We start from the raw sequence: 19,500 nt of genomic DNA, 5'->3' as shown, positions 1-19,500 counted from the left end.
TGTTCCTCCCGCCTAACCGTAGGTGGCTAGCCGTCGGACATGCGCGGATGGTGGGGCAGGCGGCCCAGCCGGCCGATCCGTTCGGCCAGTTGCAACGCTTCGACCACGTCGTCGAGCCGCCCGCACTGCATCAGCGTGTGGGCGTGGGTGTTGAGCGCGGCGATCACCGCGCGTTCGTCGGACACGCCGTCGGCCGGGCGCCCGTCGCGGTCCAGAATGACCGCACCGAGCGCGGCCAGCGCCTCCGCCGACAGATTCACGGCGTCGAGCATCGCCGCGTCGTCCTTCTCCGCGGCGTTCAGCACGGGTTCCAGCACCTCGGCGAGCAACCGGGGATTCATGAAGGCACGCTCCTGACGGCATCTGTGCTTTAAAACATTGAAAATGGCCCGTTGTGCCGCCGCCGCAAGCGGCGGTCCCGTCAACTGAACGGGAGGTAGAGGGCGTCGATGCTGTCAAAGGCGGTACCGGAGCGCCAATTCCTGAAATGCCCGGTGAAGCCTTGTCGGCACCGGCCTGAAAGCGGGAGGCCGGAGAAAAGGAAAAGCCAGCAACCCGTCAAGGTTGCTGGCTTCATGATGGTGGAGCCAAGGAGGATCGAACTCCTGACCTCTACAATGCCATTGTAGCGCTCTCCCAGCTGAGCTATGGCCCCACTTGTCGATCAGACCAACACAAGAAGTGTTGGTGCGCTTGGAGGGACTCGAACCCCCACGGCCTTTCAGCCACTAGGACCTGAACCTAGCGCGTCTACCAATTCCGCCACAAGCGCATCGTCTGCTCTTTGTCCCGCATCCCTTGGGGCGACGCGGGAGCGCTGATATAGCCGTGCCGCCGCTGGCGCTCAAGCGAAATCTTTCGAGGCCATCATTTTTTCGGGGGAGAGCGCCCGCTCCCTTCGGTGCACTCCGAACACGCCGAACACTACGACTTCCCCCCTTTCGCGCGGGGCGGGCGCCGTTGCTATCTTCAGCTTGCCCCAAGGGCGTGTGCCTCCCTGTTTTGCACCTCAAGGGCCCGCTGTTCAACCGGACGGCGGGCCGCTTTCTTTTCCGGCGGCCGCGAGGCCTCTAAAGCGGCAGACGCTCCCCCTCCGCGCCGGTCATGCTGTCCGCCGTCCTTCTGGGCTGCTTCGCCATGGCGCGGTCGAGGACACGGCGGAGCTGGCGTGGCGTCACCGGCTTGCGGACCACCTCCAGCCCGTGCGCGGCGGCGTCCGTCTCGCATTCCGGACCGGCTTCCCCGGTCAGGATCATGGCGGGCACATCCCATCCCGCCATGGCGCGGACGCGCACCACCGCCTCCGTCCCGACGCGCCCTTCACGCAGGCGGTAGTCGACCAGCATGACGTCGGGCATGCGGCCGTCCGTCTCGACCTTCGCAACGGCCTCGTCGGCGGAGCCTGCGATCAGCACCTCGTAGCCCCATTCGCGGAACATGTCGCGCAGCCCCAGCAGGACGATGGCGTCGTCGTCCACCAGCAGGGCGCGCGGCGAGTCGCGGCCGCCGGTGAAGAGGGAGGCGGTCGGCAGCGGTGGCGGCGCCGTCTCCACGGCGGCCAGCGGGACGGTGATGGCGAAGACGGAGCCGCGGCCCGGCTGGGACTTCACCTCCACGGGATGGTCGAGGATCGTCGACAGGCGCTGCACGATGGCGAGCCCGAGTCCGAGTCCGCGCGCCCGGTCCCGCTCCGGGTTGTTGATCTGGTGGAACTCCGCGAAGATCCGGGTCAGCTGGTCGGGCGGGATGCCGATTCCGGTGTCGCTGACCTCGATCCGCGCCAGGCCGTCCCCTGTCTTCCCGTCCCGCGTCTTCCCGTCCTGGATCCGGATGGCGATCTGCACCGCCCCGCGCTCGGTGTACTTGACGGCGTTCTCCAGCAGGTTGCGCACCATGCGGCCGAGCAGCACGCGGTCGCTGCGCACCGTCGCCGACCGCTCCTGCACGATGCGGAAGGCCAGCTTCTTGCTTTCCAGGATCGGCGCGTAGGAGGCGGCGATCTCGTCCAGCAGGCTGTTGAGGGCGAAGGGCTCCACGCGCGGGTCGACCGCCCCGGCGTCGAGCCGCGAGACGTCCAGCAGGCTGTCCAGCAGCCCCTTCAGCGTGTCCAGGCCGCGCTCCAGCATTTCCAGGCTGCGCTGCCCCTGCTCGTCGCTGATGAAACGGTGCAGGATGCCGGTGAACAGGAACATGGACTGCATCGGCTGGCGCAGGTCGTGGCTGGCCGCGGCGAGGAACTTCGATTTGGCGCGGTTGGCCTCGTCGGCCTCCTCCTTGGCGCGCTGGAGCGCCAGTTCCATGGCCTTGCGCTCCCCGACGTCGCGCAGCGTGCAGATCGCCAGGATCATCCGCCCATCGGGGGCCCGGACCGGAGTGGCGCTGACCGACAGGGTCATGGCGGTGCCGTCGGGCCGGGTATAAGGCAGATCCTCCTGTTCGACCGTCTCGCCCTGCCGCAGGGCGCGGGACAGCGGGCAGCGCCCCTCGCCGAAGCAGGCTCCGCCGTTGCAGGTCCGCGCGCCGTCACACCCGCATCCGGCGGCGGGAGGCGGCGGGCCGCCGAGCAGGTGAAGCGCCGTGTCGTTGACCTTGACGATCCGGCCGCTCGGCGCCTCCGCCACCAGCAGCCCCGAGGGCAGATGGTCCAGAATGGCCGTCAGCAGGCTGCGCTCCGCTTCGAGTTGCCGGGTCAGGAGCCTGCGCTCATCCTCCAGGCGCCGGCGGTCGGTGGCGTCGCGGAAGTAGAGGGCCAAACCCTTGCGCGAGGGGAAGGCACGGACGGCGAACCAGACGCCGCTGCGCGGCCCCTGGGTCTCGAACTCCACCGCCTCGCGGTTCTCCATGGCCTGCTGCAAGGTCCGCCCGGACTCGCCGGCCATCAGCTCCGCGAAGTTCTGGCGTCCGTTCCGGCCAATGGCTTCCCCGGCCTCGGGCAAGAGGGTCCGGGCCCGTTCGTTGACGAAGACGACCCGCCAGGACCGGTCGAGCTCGGCCACGGCGTCCGTCGTGCTCTCCAGGACCGACGCCTTCTCGACGACGGTCTCCAGCATCCGATCGCGCACGCGCAGGAACTGCCGCATGCCCCAGGCGGCGCCCAGGCAGGTGAGCAGAAGCACCCCGCCGAACAGAGACAGAGAAAAGAGCATGGCGTCACGGACCGGGCGCATCGCGGCATCGCGGTCGATCCCGATGGCGATCATCGATTCGCGGGTGCCGGTGTCGAGGGGGGCGGACACCACCATCCGTTCCGTCCCGTCGGTGTCGAACACGGCCGCGGACCGTGTTCCCCGCGCCGCGTGCATGGCCTGGAGCATGGCGGTGGGCAGGGGCTGTCCGATGGCGTCGGGCGCCTCCGGCAGGCGTGCGACCGTATGGCCCTGACGGTCGGCGATCACCATCTCCATGCCCGGGGGCAGGGGGCGGTTGCCCAGATTCTCCTCGAGCCAGCGGGCGTCGAGAAGCACGGTGACCACACCGCCCGGGGGACCGCCCGGCGTGCCGTCCGGCGCCGGATAGGCCAGCCGGAAGGGCAGGATGGGACGCTGGTTGGGGTAGCGCAGCCCGTATTCGCCCGTCGTCAGGGCGCCGGTGGCCAGCGCGTTCTGGAAGGTGCGGATGCCGCCAAGATCGACGCCCAGCGAGACCGGGTCGGTCGCGCACCACACCCGGCCCTCCCGGTCGGCCACCTCCACGGACAGATAGGCGGGGTAGCGGGCGCGCAGCCGGTCCATGGTCTGCTGGCAGTCCGGCGGTCCGGCCTGCGGCACGCCGGATTCGACGATCGTCGCCAGCACCTGCCGCGCCTCCGCGGCGATGCGCTGCTGTTCGGCGTCCAGCAGGTCGAGGAGGCGCAGGGTGTCGTTCCGCACCTCGTTTTCCCGATCCTGCCGCAGGCTGTGCTGCGTCATGAACTGGAGCGCCGCGAGCGGCACCACGGCGGCCACGAGCAAGAGAAACAGACGCAGGTAATGGGGCATCGCCAAGAAAATCTGATGAAAGAGAGCCGCCGCCCCTGCACCCGGACGGGCCGAGCCGGCGCAGGCGGCAACTGGACAAGGACCGTCGGCGGTGGATGTTCTTCAAACTCCACAGGGCGTTCATGCCACATGGGGGCGGAGATGCAACGATTAACGGACCGGATAACTCCATTTTGCTTCGGAACCGACGCGCTCCTCAGCGGCGATCCGTAAGGAAGCCGGCCATCCCGCAGCACAGGGCGGTCACGACGACGCGCAAGGGCGTCGGATCATAGGACACCACCGTCACCAGAGGGACGAGAGCGCTCACCACCATCAACGCTCCGGCATCAACGCTCCGGCATCAACGTGCCGGATGTGCCCATGAGCATCGCCTCTCTTTTCAGCAGCCGGTCCGGCAAACAGGCTTGCGCGTGATGCGTCGCGGCCCTGTCTTACGTAACCGCTCCGAGCAAAGCAGGGTCCCGTGCGCAACGAAGAATTTTCATGGCGTCTCTCGCATTCGCGTAATATTTCTCCATTGTAATAGGTGCCCCCGCCACCATTCATCCGCGCGAGCCGACCATGCCGTGGAGCCGCACTCCCTCCTATCAGGCCATCACCTTGTTGCGCCGGCACAGCCGGGAATGCCGGGGGTTGGAAACCCGCGAGTATCTGGTCGCCGTGGAACGCCGGATGGTCGAACTCATCGATCTGGAGCGGCGGGAGGCCCGCGACAAGGCGGAGCCATCGGTCCGTCAAGCGGCGGAGTGACCTGGGCGTTCGACGTATTTCAAAACGGTAACGTAGTAATCGTCTCCTGAAACACAACCGACACAGATCGGTGTTAAAGGCCAAAGTGTCTTTCATTGACACGAGGCCGCCGCGTTCATGGCTTTCCCGACCGAAATGGCCGGCAACGATGGTGCCGACGGCAGGGAGGGTTGCGACGCCACCCTTTGCACCGTCCCCGCCGAGTCCATCCACAGCCGCATTCGCCGTGTCCACCAGCGCGCCACGGCGATGCTGAGCGACGCGTTGACCGGCTTCAACCTGACGGCGCCGCAATGGGCGGCACTGGCCGCGCTGCACCAGCATGGGCCGATGTCGCAGATCGATCTGGGCCGGAGCATCGCGATGGACCCCGCCACGATGCAGGGGGTGGTGGTGCGGCTGATCGACCGCGGTTATCTCCTGCGCAGTCCCGACAGCCTGGACCGCCGCCGCAACCTCGTCCGGTTGGCCGACAGCGGGCGTCGGGTGGTGGAGGCGGCCGGGCCGGCCATCGCGCAGGCGGAGGCCGAACTGACCGGGCGCTTGTCGGCGGAGGAACGGAGCCGGTTGGCCGATCTGCTGGCCCGCCTGTGCCTGTGAGCCCCAGCGGTTCCCCGCTGTTCGCGTCGAAACGGTGGGCGGTGCCAATGGTCCGGGTTAGCCCGAGTTATGCACATTCACATGAACGGCGTCCTTGACTCTGCGAATGTTGCTTTTTTGTTTTTCCGGACTCGTTTGGAACCGTTAAAACCCACAAAAGCTGGGCAATTCCGGCATTTCATTGGTGCCTGAAATTTAGGCAATTCGGTCAAGGTCGTGGATTCACGGCCGTGCTCACAGGTTGCCCCTGGATTCGCTCACAGAGTTACCCACAGCTTCTGGGGATATCCCGATATTGCGGATAGAGTTGCCTGCCCTCCGCGCCCGTCCTCAGCCGATCACCCGCCATTGGCCGTCCGGGTCCAGGCAGGCGGTCCCGACGAGCGTCGCGGGGCGTCCACCGACGATTCCCGGCATCTGGAAATCGCGGCAATAGCGCCCGCCGGGGCCGAGATAGGTGGGGGAGGTCCGGGTGGCCAGCGGTGCGGCCGGTACCGGCTGGGGAGCCGGCGCATAGACCGCGGGCGGATAGGCAACGGGCGGATAGACGACGGGAGGCGGTGGAACATAGACGGGAGGCGGAAAGCCGAAGGCCAGCGGCAGTGAAATGCTGAAGCCGAAGAAGTTCCCTCCATGCCAGCCGCCGGCGAACACCGGAGTCGGGGTCATCAGAAGGACGGGCAGGAGCAGGGCGCACAGCCGCGCCGAAGCCGGGAAGGGGATCATGACGCACCTCCGCCGCGGCGCGGGACGGAGCGCCGCCATAAGAAAGATGGGTACGAAAAAAGGCGCCGTCGAGACGGCGCCTTTTCTACGTTCTGCAAAGCCTGAACCCTGCGTGGAGCGTCACATCGCCGTGCGGACGGCCTCGGCCCCGTTGCGCGTGTCGGCGGCGCGGGCCGGGGTGGCCGTGGAGGAGGACTGGGCGGGCGCCGGGGCCGGCTGCGGGGCGGCGGCCGGGGTCGGGCGGACGGGCTTCGGTTCCACCCGGCGCGGGGCCGAGACGGTTCCCGCGGCGGCGGGGGCCTGGCTGGCCGACGGAGCGGACGAACTGGTCGGCACGTCGTCGTAGATGCCCGGATGCACCCGCACGGTGCCGTCCGTCTCCACCGTGGAGGTCCAGTAGACGAAGCGGACCGGGACGGCGTTGGGCAGGGACACCGTCTTGGTCTTGCCGCTGTCGAGCTGACGCTCGATCGCCGCGGAGTCGAGCTTGGCGGGGCGCAGCAGGGTTTCCGCGACCATCCGCGCATCGGCCAGTCGCACGCAGCCGGAGCTGGCGGCGCGCAGGTCGCGCTCGAACAGCCGCGGGTCGTTGGTGCCGTGCAGGAAGATGCCGTCGCCGTTGGTCAGGTTGAAGCGGAAGCGGCCGAGGGCGTTGTCGTCGCCGGGCTTTTGGACGATGCGGATGCGCTCCGGCGTGACCTGCCACCAGTTGATGCTCTCCGGCACCACCTCGACCCCGTCCAGATAGACGATGGCGTCCTTGATGCCGGTGTTCCCCTTCTTGCGCAGCACCGGCAGCTTGTCCTCGACCAGAACGGTCGGCGGCACGGTCCAGGTCGGGTTGATCGTCACGCTGGTGACGCGGTCCTGGAGCAGCGGGGTCTGGCGCGACGGGCGGCCGACCACGGCGCGCATGGTGAAGTTCAGCTTGCCGCGCTCGATGTAGGTCACGGTCTGGCTGGGCAGGTTGACCAGGATCACCGTGTCCGGAACCGACGCCTGGAAGGCGCGCATCGACGCGGTGGCGCCGCGCATCAGCTTGGCGGCCTCCTTGGGCGTGCGGTCGAGCGCTTGGCGCGTGACCTCGCCGACCTTGCCGTCCTGCATCAGCCCTTCGGACAGCTGGAAGGCGCGGACCGCCACTTCGAGGGTGTCGTCGAAGGTTTCCGTCCATTGCTCCTGGTTCAGGAAGCCCAGCTCGATCAGCCGGGTGGACAGGCGGCCGACGCGGTCGGCGGTGCGCGCCCGCACCTGGATGGTCAGGGCCGGGGGCGGGGGCAACACCTCCACCACCGTGCCGGGCGTCGCCGTTCCGCTGAGCGCGTTGCCGGGCGTCGCCGACGGATCGGCCTGCGGGATCGGTTCGGCGGGCGGGGTCACGACGACCATCGGCGCCGCCCCGGCGGCGGGGGCGGTGCCCTCCGGCACGTCGGACGGGCGCATGGGGCCGGGGGCGACCACATCGACCATGCCGCCGTCGCCCTTCTTCAGGACGGAACCATAACCCACGCGCGTTTGCTGCACACGGGGCATGGCTTCCAGTTCGGCGGCGCGCTGGTCGATCCGCGCGATCCAGGTTCCCACGACATCCCGGCCCGTGGAGGTGCCCGAAGCGGTGGACGGCGCGGCCTGCGCGGGCAGGGCGAGCAGCCCGGCGAGGAGGCACGCGGCGACCCTCGCTCCGAGGGCGGGCCGGGCGCAGGTGCGAATGGTCGTCAGCATAATCGAAGCATCCCACGCGGCGATGAACAGACGGCTAACGAAAGGCTCTGTCCATACGTGAGGTCGCACGGACGACACGCGGGAACCAGCGCCCTTTCGGCATAAGACATCTGACGCCCGCGGCGGCGCGGCACAAGTGACATCGCGCCGGATGATGCTTCTGTGCCACAATGTGCACAGCAGAGTTGCCGCTGCGACACAGGCAATGGCGGAGCCGTGGATGATCGATTGGTAAATGGCGACGCTCACGCCGGAACCGCAAAATCACACAAGGCTCCAGAGATTCGACACATTTTTTGTTAACCGCTTTCAGGGTACAGGAGGCGACCATCTCTCCATCCGGTCGCCATCATGCCGCGTTCGCCGTACGGTTTCGTCCTGCCGCTGCTTCTGTCCCTGGCCGTCGCCACGCCTGTCGCCGTCAACCCTGCGGACGCCCTCGCCAAGGCGGCCCAGGAGACGGTGCACAAGCAAGCGCCCAAGCCCACCGCCAAGACGGCCGCCAAGGCTGCGCCCCAGAAGGCCGCAGCGTCCAAGACCGCGGCGAAGCCCGCCGCCGTCCGGACCGTGCACAAGGCCGCCGTCCACAAATCCGCCACCCAGAAGGCCTCTTTGCGCAAGGCCGCCGTCCATCGCACGGGCAAGGCGCGCCGCGCGGGCCGGGTCGCCGCCGGGGCCGCCGCCGGCACCGTGGCGGGCGCCGCCGTCTTCCGCCCGGTCCACGCCTATGTGCTGATGGACGCGCAGTCGGGCCGGGTCCTCGATTCGGAGAACGCCGACACGCTGACCTACCCGGCGTCGCTGACCAAGATGATGACCCTGCTCCTGACCTTCGAGGCGCTGGAGCGGGGCACGCTGCGGCTGGACCAGGAGCTGCCGGTGTCGCGCCACGCCACCAACCAGAAGCCGTCGCGCCTGAACCTCGCCGTCGGCTCGACCATCCGGGTGGAGGACGCGATCCTCGCCCTGACGGTGAAGTCGGCCAACGACGTCGCCGTCGTGCTCGCCGAAGCTCTGGGCGGCAGCGAGGAGCAGTTCGCCGAGATGATGACCGCGAAGGCGCAGGCGCTGGGCATGGCCAGCACCACCTTCCGCAACGCCTCCGGCCTGCCGCACAAGGAGCAGCGCACCACCGCCCGCGACATGGCCCGCCTGTCGCGCGCCATCGTGTCCCGCCCGGCGCGGGAATACGCCTACTTCTCGCGCACGCGCTTCGACTGGAACGGCTCGGTCGTCCCCGGCCACAACCGGCTGCTCGGCCGCGTCGAAGGCTATGACGGCATCAAGACGGGCTTCATCAACCTCAGCGGCTTCAACCTTGCCGGCAGCGCCAGCCGCAACGGCCAGCGTCTGGTCGCCGTCGTGCTGGGCGGCACCACCGCCGCCTCCCGCGACCGCGAGGTCGCCGAACTGCTGGAGCAGGGCTTCGGCGCCGCTCCGCCCAAGCAGACGGTGGCCGTCACCGACGTGAAGGCCGTCCGCTAACAGACGTTTGCCCTCATGACCCCGCCGGCCGCTTGCGGTCGGCGTGGCCGAGGGCCTTGTCCGGGGCGATGTGGTCGCGCACCCGCTGCTTCAGTTCGGTGATGTCGGGGAAGCGGCCCTCCTCCTTGCGCGACCAGACCACCGCCGCGCCGTGCCGCACCTCGAAGATGCCTCCGGTGCCGGGCATCAGGGTGACGCCGCCCAACTCCTCCTCGAAGGTGGTCAAAAGCTCCTGCGCCATCCAGGCGGCGCGCAGCATCCAGCGGCACTGACGGCAATATTCGATCTGAAGGATGGGCCGGTCGGGGGCTTCGCTGGTCACGGTCCGCGCTCCTGTCGCTTGGGCTGTCGTCCTAAGGGGGCTGCCTAAGGGTGCTGCCAAACGGCTTGTCTTCCAAGCCCTTCGCGCGACTCCGTTCGAAAGGGGGCGTCGCGGCCTCCCCACAGAGCGGTATTGCCAAAGACGCTTTGCTTCATGACCCCCTCCGGCGTTTTGCTGGAGTCGGACCAACGAGGTGGAGCATGCCGGTACACACCGCGAAGCGCTTGTGGCGCCAGGAAACGGGCTGCGGATTCTGCATGCGGTCGGAAACCGGCGCCCTGTGGTGCCGTGGCCTGTGCCGCGACATATCCCTGGCCGAGCTGGTCCATCGCGTCCACGCGGTGCGCGACAACGCCATGCGGCTGGAGGTCTCCACCCTGCTGGTGACGCGGCCGGCGCCCCTGCACGCCGTCCCTGACGACAAGAACGCGCCCGCCGCCCGCGCCGCACAGCTCCGCGGCGCTGCGGTGGACAGCATGGTGCGCAGCCTGCACCGCCTGCGCAAGAGCGCCAACGCCGTGGCGCGCTCCGCCGACCGGCTGGAGGCCACCCGCAACGCGCTGGGCCTCTGCAAAGAGGAAACCGAGGCCGCCGAACCTCCTTCCGCAGGCCGTCCCCTTTCCCTGTGCCGTCCCAATCGGGTATGACGCTGACGACCGTCCGGAACGGCCGCCGTCACGCAGCTGTCATGGTTCTGGCGTAAACAAGGGCCTTCGTTCGCATGCCGGGGCACTCCAGAGGAGGCTCCGGACCGGCGGAGACGACCAGAGAGGGAAACGGGAGACATGAAGGCCAAGCGCACACACCTCGCCGCGGCGTTCGCCGCCATCGGAACGACCATCGCCGCCGCCGCCGGCGCGCTTCTGCTGGCCTTGCCCGCCCATGCTGCCGCCCAGGCCGCCACCGACAAGCTGGCTGGGAAGCTGGTCCTCTACACCTCGCAGCTCGAAGCCGACGCGAAGCAGACGGTGGACGCCTTCAAGGCGAAAAACCCCGGCGTCGAGGTCGAGTGGGTCCGCAGCGGCACGACCGAGCTGATGAACAAGCTCCGCGCCGAGATCGCCGCGGGCAGCCCGCAGGCCGACCTGCTGCTGATCGCCGACGCGGTGACCATGGAGTCGCTGAAGGCGGAGAAGCGCCTGCTGGCCTACAAGGACGCGCCGGTCCAGGGCTACCGCCCCGGCACCCATGATCCGGACGGCACGTGGTTCGCCACCAAGCTGATCACCACCGGCATCGCCTACAACACGGCGGCGCCGATGAAGCCCTCCTCCTGGCTCGACCTGCTGAAGCCGGAGGCCAAGGGCACCACCGTGATGCCGAGCCCCCTCTATTCCGGCGCTGCGGCCATCCACATGGCCGCCGTGAAGGAGCAGCCGGACCTCGGCATGGCCTATTATGAGAAGCTTCAGGCCAACGGCACCACCGCGGCCAAGGGCAACGGCGGCATCCTGAAGTCGGTGGCCAGCGGCGAGAAGCTGTACGGCGTCATCGTCGATTACCTGCCGATCCGCGAGCAGGCCAAGGGCGCCCCGGTCGCCTTCGTCTTCCCCAAGGAAGGCGTCAGCGCGGTGACCGAGCCGGTCGCCATCCTGAACACCAGCAAGAATCCCGACGCCGCCAAGGCCTTCATCGCCTTTCTGCTGAGCAAGGAGGGGCAGGAGCTGGCCTCCCGCCAGGGCTTCCTGCCGGCGCTGCCGGGGGTAGCGCCGCCGGCTGGGTTCCCGGACACCTCCTTCATCTCGCTGATGCCCTATGACCCGGCCAAGGCCCTGAAGGACGACGAGGCCAACAAGAAGGACTTCGCCGACCTGTTCGGCGGCTAAGGATGAGTTTGGCAACACTCAACGACCGGCGGCCTTTCCACGCCGCCGGTCGTTTTTCCGTTTCGGGGGCGCCGCTGCTGTTCGCGCTGGCCGGGCTGATCGTCCTGCTGCCGATCCTGCGGCTGGTGTGGGAGGTCGCCGGGCCGATGGCGACGGGCGACCTGACGGCGTTGACCCGCGTGCTGACCTCCAAGATGACGTGGCGCGCCACCGGGAACAGCGTCGCCATCGCGGCGGGGGCGACGGTCGTGGCGGCGGCGCTCGGCGTGCCCTTCGCGCTGCTTTGCGGCATGACCGACCTGAGGGGCAAGACGGCGCTGGCCTTCTGCCTGATCCTGCCATTGATGATTCCGGCGCAAATCGTCGCCCTGTCGTGGATTCACCTCGCCGGCTCGGGCAGCCCGCTGCTGAAGCCGCTGGGGCTCGCCCCGGCGCCGGGCACGCCGAACCCGGTCTATTCCTCCGCCGGGATGATCCTGGTGATGGGAATCGAGCACGCGCCGCTGGTCTTCCTGGCGCTGCGCGCCGCCCTGCGCGCCGTGCCGCGCGATCTGGTGGAGGCGGCGCAGGCGGCGGGCGCCCGCCGCGGGCGGGTGCTGCGCACCATCGTCCTGCCGCTCAGCCTGCCGGGGCTGGCCGCCGGGCTGGCCCTGTCCTTCGTCGCGGCGCTGGGCAATTTCGGGGTTCCGGCGCTGCTCGGCATCCCGGCGGGGATTCCGGTGCTGCCGACGCTGATCTACCGGCGGCTGGCCGGGTTCGGCCCGTCGGTCCTGCCGGAGGTCGCGGTGCTGGCCGTGCTGATCGGCGCCATCGCCTGCGTCGGCATCGCCGCGCAGATGGCGCTCCAGGCGCGGGTGGACGCGCGGGTGATCGGCGGCTCGGCGCCGGCGGCGGTGCTGCGGCTGGGCCGGGTGCGGCGCCCGCTGGAACTCCTCTGCTGGACCGTGGTGGCGCTGATCCTGGCGGCGCCGCTGGCGGCGCTGGCCTCGACCAGCCTGATCCGCGTCTACGGCCTGCCGCTGGGGCCGGAGACGGCGACGCTTGCGCATTACGCGACGGTTCTGGGGCTCGATCAGGTGGGGCGGGCCTTCACCAACTCCTTCGCCCTGTCGGGGGCGGCGGCGCTGCTGCTGATCCTGCTGGCGATTCCGCTGGCCCACGCCATGGCCGGGCCGGGGAAGGGCGGGCGGCTGGTCCGCGCCGTCGGCGTGTTGATCGAGCTGCCGCACGCGGTGCCCGGCGTGGTGCTGGCGATCGGCTGCATCCTGGTCTTCCTGAAGCCGTTGCCGATGCTGGGCGTCAGCCTCTACGGCACGCTGGGGATCATCCTTGCGGCCTATCTGGCGCGCTTCCTGTCGCTGGCCCTGCGCCCGGCCCAGGCCGCCTGCGCCGCGCTGGACCCGGCGATGGAGGAGGCGGCGCGCGCCTGCGGCGCCGGGCCGCTGCGCCGCCTGCGCACCATCGTGGCGCCGCTGGTGGCGCCCGCGGCGGCGGCGGGCGGGGTGCTGGTGTTCCTGACCGCCTTCAACGAGCTGACCGTGTCGATCCTGCTGTGGTCGCAGGGGCGGGAGACGCTGGGCGTCGTCGTCTACGCGTTGGAGGAGGGCGGCAGCCCGACGCTGGCCGCCGCGCTCAGCGTGGTGACGATCACCGTGGTCGTGGCGGTGCTGCTGGCGGTCGGCTGGCTGGGGCGGCGGTTGCCGGCGGGGATCATTCCCTGGCGGGGGTGAGTGGTTGAGATGAGCCCCCCTCCCGACCTCCCCCCGCTTTGCAGGGGGAGGAGATAAAGCCCTCCCCTGCGGGAGCGGGGGAGGGTTGGGTGGGGGTCCGGTTCCCGAACTCCCTCACACCCCCTCCGGCACCACCCAGCCGTCGCGCACGGCGAGGCGCAGCGCTTCGCCCGGCGCGACCTGCGCGTCGCCGGACACCCGCAGCAGCAGGCGCACCCCCGGTGCGGCCTGCGGTTCGGCCTCCACCAGAACGAAGCCGCCCTTGTAGGCGGCGCGCACCACGGTCGCGGCGATGGGACCGTCCACCGCCGGCTCCAGATCCTCGGGCCGCAGGCAGACCAGCGCCGGCCCTTCCGGCTGGCCGGGGCGGCAACGGACCAGCGCCTCCGCTCCGAACAGGCGCACCCGCGCGCGGCCGTCGGCGACCGGACCCGTCACCACGCCGTCCACCACCGCGCCCTGGCCGACGAAGCCGGCGACCATGCGCGTCGCCGGTTCGCGGTAGAGCGTGCGGGGCGCCGCCACCTGGGCCAGCCGCCCGCGGTCGAGCACCGCGATGCGCGTCGCCAGCGCCATCGCCTCCGCCTGATCGTGGGTGACGTAGACCATGGTGGCGCCGGTCTTGGCGTGGAAGTCGGCGAACTCCTCCTCCATCGCTGCGCGCAGATGCACGTCGAGGTTGGCGAGCGGTTCGTCCAGCAGCACCAGCTCCGGGCTCATCACCAGGCAGCGTGCCAGCGCCACGCGCTGCCGCTGGCCGCCCGACAGCTCGGCGGGGTGGCGCGCGTCGAAGCCCGACAGCCCCACCGTGTCGAGTGCCGCGCGCACCCGCTGCTCCCGCTCCGCGCGGGGAACGCGGGCGGTCTCCAGCGGGTAGGCGACGTTGCCGGCCACCGTCATGTGCGGCCACAGCGCGTAGGACTGGAAGACGAGGCCGATCCGCCGCTCCTCCGGCGGGACGTGGGTGCCGGGTCCGGACAGGGTGCGGCCGCCGACCGTGATGCGCCCGCCGTCCAGCCGCTCGAACCCGGCGACCATGCGCAGCAGCGTGCTTTTCCCGCAGCCCGACGGGCCGAGCAGGGCAAGGAACTCCCCCGCCGCCACGTCGATGGTCACGCCGTCCACCGCGGGTGCCGGCGTCCCGGCATAGTGGCGGGAGGCGTCGTCGATCAGGAGAGCAGGCGTCTGAGTGGTCATGGCACCGGAAGTCGCGCTATTCAGGAAGTCGGCGAGGGATAGGCACAGTGCGGAACGGGGGCGTGATGTCAAGTGACGCTGCGATGACGGGGGCGATGACGGGGCGTGGGCAGAAGGTCCGGCTGCGCGCCCTGTCGGGGCTGGGCAGCAAGGGGCCGGCCTGCTTCCTGGCGATGATCGGTGGGGCGCGGCTGCTGCTCGACCTCGGTGAGGGGCCGGACGCCGGGCGCCTGCCGCCGTTGAGCGGCGCAGGGCGGGTGGACGCCATCCTGGTCACCCACACCCACGGCGACCACGCCGGCGCCCTGGGCCTGCGCCACCGGGTCGGCAGCCCGCCGGTCTACGCCACGCCGCTGGCCGCCCGCCTCCTGCCGCCGACCGTCGCGGCCCTGCCGCTGCCGGTGCGCGGAACGGTGGAGATCCAGGGCGTTCCGGTAACCACCGGGCGGTCCGGCCACGCGCCGGGCGGGGTGTGGATCCACCTGGGTACGGAGGATGGCGGGATTCTCTACATGGGCGACCATTCCGACGAGTCGGCCCTGTTCCCCTTCGACCCGCCGCCGCCGGCGCGGCGGGTGATTCTCGACGCCTCCTACGGGCTGGACGACACCCCGCAGGCGGAGCGGCTGGCCGCGCTGGAGCCCTTCCTCCACGCGGGTGGCGCTCTGTTCCCGGTGGCGGCGGACGGGCGTGGTCCGGAAATGGCCCTGTGGGCGATGGATCATGGCGTGGTTCCGGCCATCGACGACGCCCACCGCGCCGCCATCGGCCATCTTCTGGCGGAGGCCGACACCGCCCTGCGTCCCGGCGCGGAGGAGCGCCTGCGTCGGCTGCTCGACCGCGCCAAGGCGCCGGGCGCCCCGCGCGACGTGACCTTCGCCGCCGGTCCCAACGCCACCAGCGGCACCGCCGCGGAACTGGTGGAGCGCTGGGCGGGGGTGGATGGGCCGGACATCGTCTTCACCGGCTACCTCGCCGCGGGAACGCCGTCGCGGACCCTGGTCGATGCCGGCCGGGCGCGCTACCGGCGCTGGAACGTCCATCCGACGCTGCGCCAGTTGACGGCGCTGGTGGCCGCCACGGGGGCAGAGCGGGTGCTGCCCGCCTTCGGCGACATCCGGCACCGGGAGGGCTGGCAGGCCGCCTTCGCCCCGGCGAGCCTGGAGGGGCTGGACGGTCCGGAGGTCTGAAGCGCGAGAGGAACGCGGCGGACATCCTGTTGGCATGGCTTGTCCCTTTGCCGACGGATGTCCATGGGCACCTTCGAGTTGCTGTCCATTCTGCTCACCCTGGCGGCGCTGTTCAGCTTCGCCAGCCGCGGCCTGCTCGGCTTGCCGGCGACGGCGGGGGTGTTCCTGCTGGCCTTCGGCTTCGCCTTCGCGACGGCGGTGGTCGGGACGCTGGTCCCGGCCATCGACATCCGCGTCTGGGAGGAGCGTCTGGTGACCAGCGCCCACCTGCCCGAAGCGCTGCTGGAAGGGGTGCTGGCCTTCCTGCTGTTCGCCGGGGCGGTGGAACAGGACAGCGGTACGCTGTGGCGGCGGCGCTGGGCGGTGGCGCTGCTGGCGACGCTGGGTGTCGTGATCTCGACCGCCGTCATGGGCACCGGCATGTGGCTGGTCTTCGACGCCATGGGGCAGCCGGTGCCGCTGATCTGGTGCTTGGTTCTGGGGGCGGCGCTGGCGCCGACCGATCCGGTGGCGGTGCTGGCCGTGCTGCGCAAGGCGCCGTTGCCGGAAGGGCTGCGCACCGCCATCGCGGGGGAGAGCCTGTTCAACGACGGCATGGGGGTCGTGCTGTTCACCCTCCTGCTCGGGCTCGCCACCGGGACCGACACCGACCTGACGGTGACGGGCGTGGCCTGGGACATCGTGAAGGAGGCGGGCGGCGGCGCCCTGCTGGGTCTGGCGACCGGCTCGATCGCCTTCTGGGCGAAGAGCCGGGCGGACGACCCGGCGGTGGAGCTGTCGATTTCGCTCGCCCTGGCGGCGGCGACCTACAGCCTCGCCCAGCGGCTCGGCCTGTCCGGCCCGATCGCGGTCGTGGTGGCGGGGCTGCTGATCGGGAACACCGCCAAGCACCACGTCTCGTCGGAGCGGACGGGCTTCATCATGAAGGCCTTCTGGTCGATGGTGGACGCGATCCTAAACGCCATCCTGTTCATGCTGGTCGGGCTGGAGGCCGCGGTGGTGCTGTCCTGGCAGGCGCCGGTGATGGTTGCGGCGTTCCTGGCGCCCATGCTGGCGCTGGTGGCCCGGCTGGCGAGCGTGCTGCCCGTGGTCGCCGTCCATCTGCGCAGCCAGCGCAAGGCGGCGGCGACCGCCGTCCTGACCTGGGGCGGGGTGCGCGGCGGCATCGCGGTGGCGCTGGTTCTGTCGCTGCCCGACAACCCGCACCGCGACCTGCTGCTGGTCGCCTGCTACGCCGTCGTCGCCTTCACCATCATCGTGCAGAGCCTGACGCTCGGCCGGCTGGCCCGTCGCCTGTTCCCGGAGGGCTGACAGACAAACCTCGCGCAGGACAGGGATGCGCAGAACGGCCTTTCCTGTGGAAAGCATCCCATTATCTACTGGAACCAATCAGGCAATCGCCTCTATCAACGTATCATTTTTGTTGTTTTGGAGTGTCGGGATGACGGACACGACTCTGGGCCGGGCGGCGGGTTCGGCCACGCTTCTGCCGGGCATCGACTGGCGGGTGGTCACCGTGGCTCTGCTTGCCCTGGTGGGCGGCGGCCTGTGGATCGGCGACGCCGTATCGGGGCGGCAGGCGGCGCTTTATCTGGTGGGCGGCGTCCTGGGCCTCGTGCTCTACCACGCGCTGTTCGGCTTCACCTCCGCCTTCCGCGTCTTTATCGCGGACCGGCGCGGGGCGGGGCTGCGGGCTCAGATGGTCATGCTCGCCGTGGCCTGCGCGCTGTTCTTCCCGGTGCTGGCGGCGGGGACGCTGTTCGGCACGCCGGTGAAGGGGCTGGTGTCGCCGGTCGGCCTGTCGGTGGTGGCCGGGGCCTTCCTGTTCGGCATCGGCATGCAGCTCGGCGGCGGCTGCGCCTCGGGCACGCTGTTCACGGTGGGCGGCGGCAGCACGCGCATGGTCGTGACGCTGGCCTTCTTCATCGTCGGCTCGGTGCTGGGCGCCTATCACCTGCCCTGGTGGCAGGCGCAATGGACCGCCGCCCCGGTGTCGGTGGTCGCGGCCTGGGGCTGGCCGGTGGCTCTGGCGGTCAACTTGGCCATTTTTGCCGCGGTCTACGCCGGTACCCTCGCGCTGGAGAAGCGGCGCCACGGCCGCCTGATCGAGGGCGCCCCGGCCAGGACCGAGGGGCTGCGGCGCTTCCTGCGCGGTCCCTGGCCGCTCGTTTGGGGAGCGGTCGCTCTGGCCGTGCTGAACTTCGCGACGCTGGCGCTGGCCGGGCGTCCGTGGGGCATCACCTCGGCCTTCGCGCTGTGGGGCAGCAAGGGGCTGGCCGCGCTGGGCGTGGACGTCGCCTCCTGGCCCTTCTGGCAGGCGCCGGCCCAGGCCAGGGCGTTGCAGGAGAGCGTGCTGGCCGATGTCACCTCGGTGATGGACTTCGGCATCATCCTGGGCGCGCTGCTCGCCGCCGGGCTGGCCGGCAAGTTCGCCCCGGTGTGGAAACTGCCGCTGCGGTCGCTGGTGGCGGCGGTGATCGGCGGGCTTCTGCTCGGCTACGGGTCGCGCCTCGCCTATGGCTGCAACATCGGCGCCTATTTCAGCGGGATCGCGTCGGGCAGCCTGCACGGTTGGGTGTGGATCGTCGCGGCTCTGGCCGGCAATTATCTGGGCACCGGGCTGCGCCCGTTCTTCGGCCTGGAGGTCGAGCGCACGCCGCGCCCGACCGCCTGCTGATCGGAACGCCCCGATCGGAAACAAGCGACGCGGCGGGCCGTCGAAGAGACGGATCGCCGCGTCGCCGACCCGAAGTGTTTACAAAGGCTGGGAAGGGACGGACACGATGTCCGACGCGGACAGAGTCCTCACATTCAGCGTCGCCATCACGACGGCGGTGCCGGTGCCGGAGCCGTCAGCGTCGTAGGACAGCGTTCCCGTTGCGGTGTCGAATACGAAGCGGTCATCCGCGTCCATCGGCGCATCCAGCGCGAACAGACCCGCGTCGAGCGTTCCGTCGGGGAGGCCGAAGCTCCAGCCTTCGAGTTCGATGCGATCCACCCCGCTTTCAAAATCCAGGATCACGTCCGCATTCCCGAAAACCCGGTTGAAGCGGAAGGCGTCGGCACCGGCACCGCCGATCAGGACATCGTTGCCGAAGTCGCCCAGAAGGGTGTCGTTGCCGGCCCCACCGGAAAGAGTGTCGTTGCCGCTTCCCCCTTGCAGCTTGTTGTCACCGGAATCTCCGGTCAGGGTGTCGTTCATATAGGACCCGTAGAGATTCTCGATCCCGCTGAGAAGGTCGCCCTCCGCGTGGCCGCCAGCGCCGACGCCGGTGGAGAGGTCAACCGCGACCGCCTCGTTGGAGTACATGTAGGAAGCCAGGTCGATGCCGTCGCCACCGATGAGCACATCGGCCCCCAGGCCACCATTGATGGTATCGTTCCCGTCATCGCCGCGCAGGGTGTCGTTTTCGTTGCCTCCGAGCAGATTGTCGTTGCCGGCTCCCGCGTCGATCTCGATGGCGGCGGCGCCGAAATGGTTGCTGTAGCTGTCATTTCCATCGCCGCTATAGACTCGTTCGATCTGTGACGCCACGAGGTCGACGATGATGGAACCGTCCCCCTCCACGACAAGGGTGTCGAAGCCGGCTCCGCCATTCACCTGATTGTAATGGTTGGGGATGGCTGCGACATGGAGGTGGTCATTGCCATTGCCGCCAAGCAGCGTGTCGGAGCCGGAGACACCATAAAGCCAGTCATCGCCGTCACCGCCTTCAAGGAGATCGCTGCCTCCCCCACCGCGCAAGGTGTCGTCGCCCTCCAGTCCCGAAAGGGTATCGGCATCATATCCACCTGTCAGGGAGTCCGCGCCCGCAGTGCCAATGATCGTCAACATCCTCATCTCCTGATTGATCGTTGTTCGGTGCCTGCATCCATGCGACGCACGACGGTATCGGCAATTCAAGGTAGACGAACGTGACGGCCATCACTCCTGATGAGAAATGATCTGCGGCAGGAAGACGCATGAGGGGT

General features: G+C 69.7%; 16 protein-coding genes and 2 tRNA genes. 9 read left to right on the top strand and 9 right to left on the bottom strand.

Features of this window, described 5'->3' with window-relative positions; all coding sequences use genetic code 11:
* Window positions 1–26 precede the first annotated feature (26 nt).
* The 4 genes from Sp245p_RS17920 to Sp245p_RS17905 form a co-directional block, all read right to left on the bottom strand.
* Complete coding sequence (locus Sp245p_RS17920; RefSeq protein ID WP_014197542.1) at window positions 27–341, bottom strand: hypothetical protein; 315 nt, start codon at window positions 339–341, stop codon at window positions 27–29.
* Window positions 342–579: 238 nt separating this feature from the next.
* Window positions 580–655: transfer RNA gene (locus Sp245p_RS17915), tRNA-Ala, on the bottom strand.
* A 30-nt stretch (window positions 656–685) separates the two neighbouring features.
* A tRNA-Leu gene (locus Sp245p_RS17910) sits at window positions 686–772 on the bottom strand.
* Window positions 773–1,070: 298 nt separating this feature from the next.
* On the bottom strand, window positions 1,071–3,977 hold the full coding sequence (locus Sp245p_RS17905; RefSeq protein WP_014197541.1) for an ATP-binding protein: 2,907 nt from the start codon (window positions 3,975–3,977) through the stop codon (window positions 1,071–1,073).
* A 564-nt stretch (window positions 3,978–4,541) separates the two neighbouring features.
* Between Sp245p_RS17905 and Sp245p_RS17900 the strand changes: the two genes are divergently transcribed.
* Both Sp245p_RS17900 and Sp245p_RS36290 read left to right on the top strand, forming a co-directional pair.
* Window positions 4,542–4,730, top strand: coding sequence for a hypothetical protein (locus tag Sp245p_RS17900; protein ID WP_014197540.1), 189 nt, complete (start codon window positions 4,542–4,544; stop codon window positions 4,728–4,730).
* A 117-nt stretch (window positions 4,731–4,847) separates the two neighbouring features.
* Entirely contained in the window at window positions 4,848–5,330 is a 483-nt protein-coding gene (locus tag Sp245p_RS36290) for a MarR family winged helix-turn-helix transcriptional regulator (protein WP_014197539.1), read from the top strand.
* A gap of 330 nt (window positions 5,331–5,660) precedes the next feature.
* Here Sp245p_RS36290 and Sp245p_RS17890 read toward each other — a convergent pair whose 3' ends face one another.
* Both Sp245p_RS17890 and Sp245p_RS17885 read right to left on the bottom strand, forming a co-directional pair.
* Window positions 5,661–6,056 (bottom strand): hypothetical protein, encoded by a 396-nt coding sequence (locus Sp245p_RS17890; RefSeq protein WP_014197537.1) that lies wholly within the window; start codon window positions 6,054–6,056, stop codon window positions 5,661–5,663.
* Between the two features lie 120 nt (window positions 6,057–6,176).
* Window positions 6,177–7,778, bottom strand: coding sequence for a L,D-transpeptidase family protein (locus tag Sp245p_RS17885; protein WP_109138718.1), 1,602 nt, complete (start codon window positions 7,776–7,778; stop codon window positions 6,177–6,179).
* A 351-nt stretch (window positions 7,779–8,129) separates the two neighbouring features.
* On the opposite strand from Sp245p_RS17885, the gene Sp245p_RS17880 reads away from it, so the two are divergent.
* A complete protein-coding gene (locus tag Sp245p_RS17880) occupies window positions 8,130–9,263 on the top strand; it encodes a D-alanyl-D-alanine carboxypeptidase family protein (RefSeq protein WP_014197534.1) in 1,134 nt (377 codons plus the stop codon).
* A 13-nt stretch (window positions 9,264–9,276) separates the two neighbouring features.
* Here the strand turns inward: Sp245p_RS17880 and Sp245p_RS17875 are convergent, their stop codons facing one another.
* Complete coding sequence (locus Sp245p_RS17875; protein ID WP_014197533.1) at window positions 9,277–9,585, bottom strand: Rdx family protein; 309 nt, start codon at window positions 9,583–9,585, stop codon at window positions 9,277–9,279.
* Window positions 9,586–9,785: 200 nt separating this feature from the next.
* Here Sp245p_RS17875 and Sp245p_RS17870 point away from each other — a divergent pair, with 200 nt between their 5' ends.
* The 3 genes from Sp245p_RS17870 (at window position 9,786) to Sp245p_RS17860 (ending at window position 13,141) form a co-directional block, all read left to right on the top strand.
* Window positions 9,786–10,232, top strand: a complete 447-nt coding sequence (locus tag Sp245p_RS17870) for a hypothetical protein (RefSeq protein WP_014197532.1) — start codon at window positions 9,786–9,788, stop codon at window positions 10,230–10,232.
* 138 nt (window positions 10,233–10,370) lie between these two features.
* Window positions 10,371–11,411: an ABC transporter substrate-binding protein gene (locus tag Sp245p_RS17865; RefSeq protein WP_014197531.1), complete on the top strand. Its 1,041-nt coding sequence runs from the start codon at window positions 10,371–10,373 to the stop codon at window positions 11,409–11,411.
* Window positions 11,412–11,413: 2 nt separating this feature from the next.
* A complete protein-coding gene (locus Sp245p_RS17860) occupies window positions 11,414–13,141 on the top strand; it encodes an ABC transporter permease (RefSeq protein WP_063958390.1) in 1,728 nt (575 codons plus the stop codon).
* Window positions 13,142–13,255: 114 nt separating this feature from the next.
* On the opposite strand, the gene Sp245p_RS17855 is transcribed toward Sp245p_RS17860, so the two are convergent.
* On the bottom strand, window positions 13,256–14,338 hold the full coding sequence (locus tag Sp245p_RS17855) for an ABC transporter ATP-binding protein (protein WP_109138717.1): 1,083 nt from the start codon (window positions 14,336–14,338) through the stop codon (window positions 13,256–13,258).
* A 65-nt stretch (window positions 14,339–14,403) separates the two neighbouring features.
* On the opposite strand from Sp245p_RS17855, the gene Sp245p_RS17850 reads away from it, so the two are divergent.
* From Sp245p_RS17850 to Sp245p_RS17840, 3 genes are all read left to right on the top strand, one after another.
* Window positions 14,404–15,528, top strand: a complete 1,125-nt coding sequence (locus Sp245p_RS17850) for an MBL fold metallo-hydrolase (RefSeq protein ID WP_109138716.1) — start codon at window positions 14,404–14,406, stop codon at window positions 15,526–15,528.
* Window positions 15,529–15,591: 63 nt separating this feature from the next.
* Window positions 15,592–16,839 carry a cation:proton antiporter gene (locus tag Sp245p_RS17845; RefSeq protein ID WP_014197525.1) on the top strand — a complete coding sequence of 416 codons (1,248 nt, stop codon included), beginning with the start codon at window positions 15,592–15,594 and terminating at the stop codon, window positions 16,837–16,839.
* 130 nt (window positions 16,840–16,969) lie between these two features.
* Entirely contained in the window at window positions 16,970–18,205 is a 1,236-nt protein-coding gene (locus Sp245p_RS17840; RefSeq protein WP_014197524.1) for a YeeE/YedE family protein, read from the top strand.
* Between the two features lie 78 nt (window positions 18,206–18,283).
* On the opposite strand, the gene Sp245p_RS17835 is transcribed toward Sp245p_RS17840, so the two are convergent.
* Window positions 18,284–19,363 (bottom strand): calcium-binding protein, encoded by a 1,080-nt coding sequence (locus tag Sp245p_RS17835; protein WP_014197523.1) that lies wholly within the window; start codon window positions 19,361–19,363, stop codon window positions 18,284–18,286.
* Window positions 19,364–19,500: the final 137 nt, after the last annotated feature.

This window comes from Azospirillum baldaniorum (genome assembly GCF_003119195.2).
Taxonomy (GTDB): domain Bacteria; phylum Pseudomonadota; class Alphaproteobacteria; order Azospirillales; family Azospirillaceae; genus Azospirillum; species Azospirillum baldaniorum.
This window is presented reverse-complemented; position numbering and strand designations above follow the sequence as displayed.

What these genes read in the sequence shown, in the direction of transcription:
- Sp245p_RS17920 (WP_014197542.1), bottom strand. Translation starts at nt 341, where the DNA reads ATGAATCCCCGGTTGCTCGCCGAGGTGCTGGAACCCGTGCTGAACGCC.
- Sp245p_RS17905 (WP_014197541.1), bottom strand. Translation starts at nt 3,977, where the DNA reads ATGCCCCATTACCTGCGTCTGTTTCTCTTGCTCGTGGCCGCCGTGGTG.
- Sp245p_RS17900 (WP_014197540.1), top strand. Translation starts at nt 4,542, where the DNA reads ATGCCGTGGAGCCGCACTCCCTCCTATCAGGCCATCACCTTGTTGCGC.
- Sp245p_RS36290 (WP_014197539.1), top strand. Translation starts at nt 4,848, where the DNA reads ATGGCTTTCCCGACCGAAATGGCCGGCAACGATGGTGCCGACGGCAGG.
- Sp245p_RS17890 (WP_014197537.1), bottom strand. Translation starts at nt 6,056, where the DNA reads ATGATCCCCTTCCCGGCTTCGGCGCGGCTGTGCGCCCTGCTCCTGCCC.
- Sp245p_RS17885 (WP_109138718.1), bottom strand. Translation starts at nt 7,778, where the DNA reads ATGCTGACGACCATTCGCACCTGCGCCCGGCCCGCCCTCGGAGCGAGG.
- Sp245p_RS17880 (WP_014197534.1), top strand. Translation starts at nt 8,130, where the DNA reads ATGCCGCGTTCGCCGTACGGTTTCGTCCTGCCGCTGCTTCTGTCCCTG.
- Sp245p_RS17870 (WP_014197532.1), top strand. Translation starts at nt 9,786, where the DNA reads ATGCCGGTACACACCGCGAAGCGCTTGTGGCGCCAGGAAACGGGCTGC.
- Sp245p_RS17865 (WP_014197531.1), top strand. Translation starts at nt 10,371, where the DNA reads ATGAAGGCCAAGCGCACACACCTCGCCGCGGCGTTCGCCGCCATCGGA.
- Sp245p_RS17860 (WP_063958390.1), top strand. Translation starts at nt 11,414, where the DNA reads ATGAGTTTGGCAACACTCAACGACCGGCGGCCTTTCCACGCCGCCGGT.
- Sp245p_RS17855 (WP_109138717.1), bottom strand. Translation starts at nt 14,338, where the DNA reads ATGACCACTCAGACGCCTGCTCTCCTGATCGACGACGCCTCCCGCCAC.
- Sp245p_RS17850 (WP_109138716.1), top strand. Translation starts at nt 14,404, where the DNA reads ATGTCAAGTGACGCTGCGATGACGGGGGCGATGACGGGGCGTGGGCAG.
- Sp245p_RS17845 (WP_014197525.1), top strand. Translation starts at nt 15,592, where the DNA reads ATGGGCACCTTCGAGTTGCTGTCCATTCTGCTCACCCTGGCGGCGCTG.
- Sp245p_RS17840 (WP_014197524.1), top strand. Translation starts at nt 16,970, where the DNA reads ATGACGGACACGACTCTGGGCCGGGCGGCGGGTTCGGCCACGCTTCTG.
- Sp245p_RS17835 (WP_014197523.1), bottom strand. Translation starts at nt 19,363, where the DNA reads ATGTTGACGATCATTGGCACTGCGGGCGCGGACTCCCTGACAGGTGGA.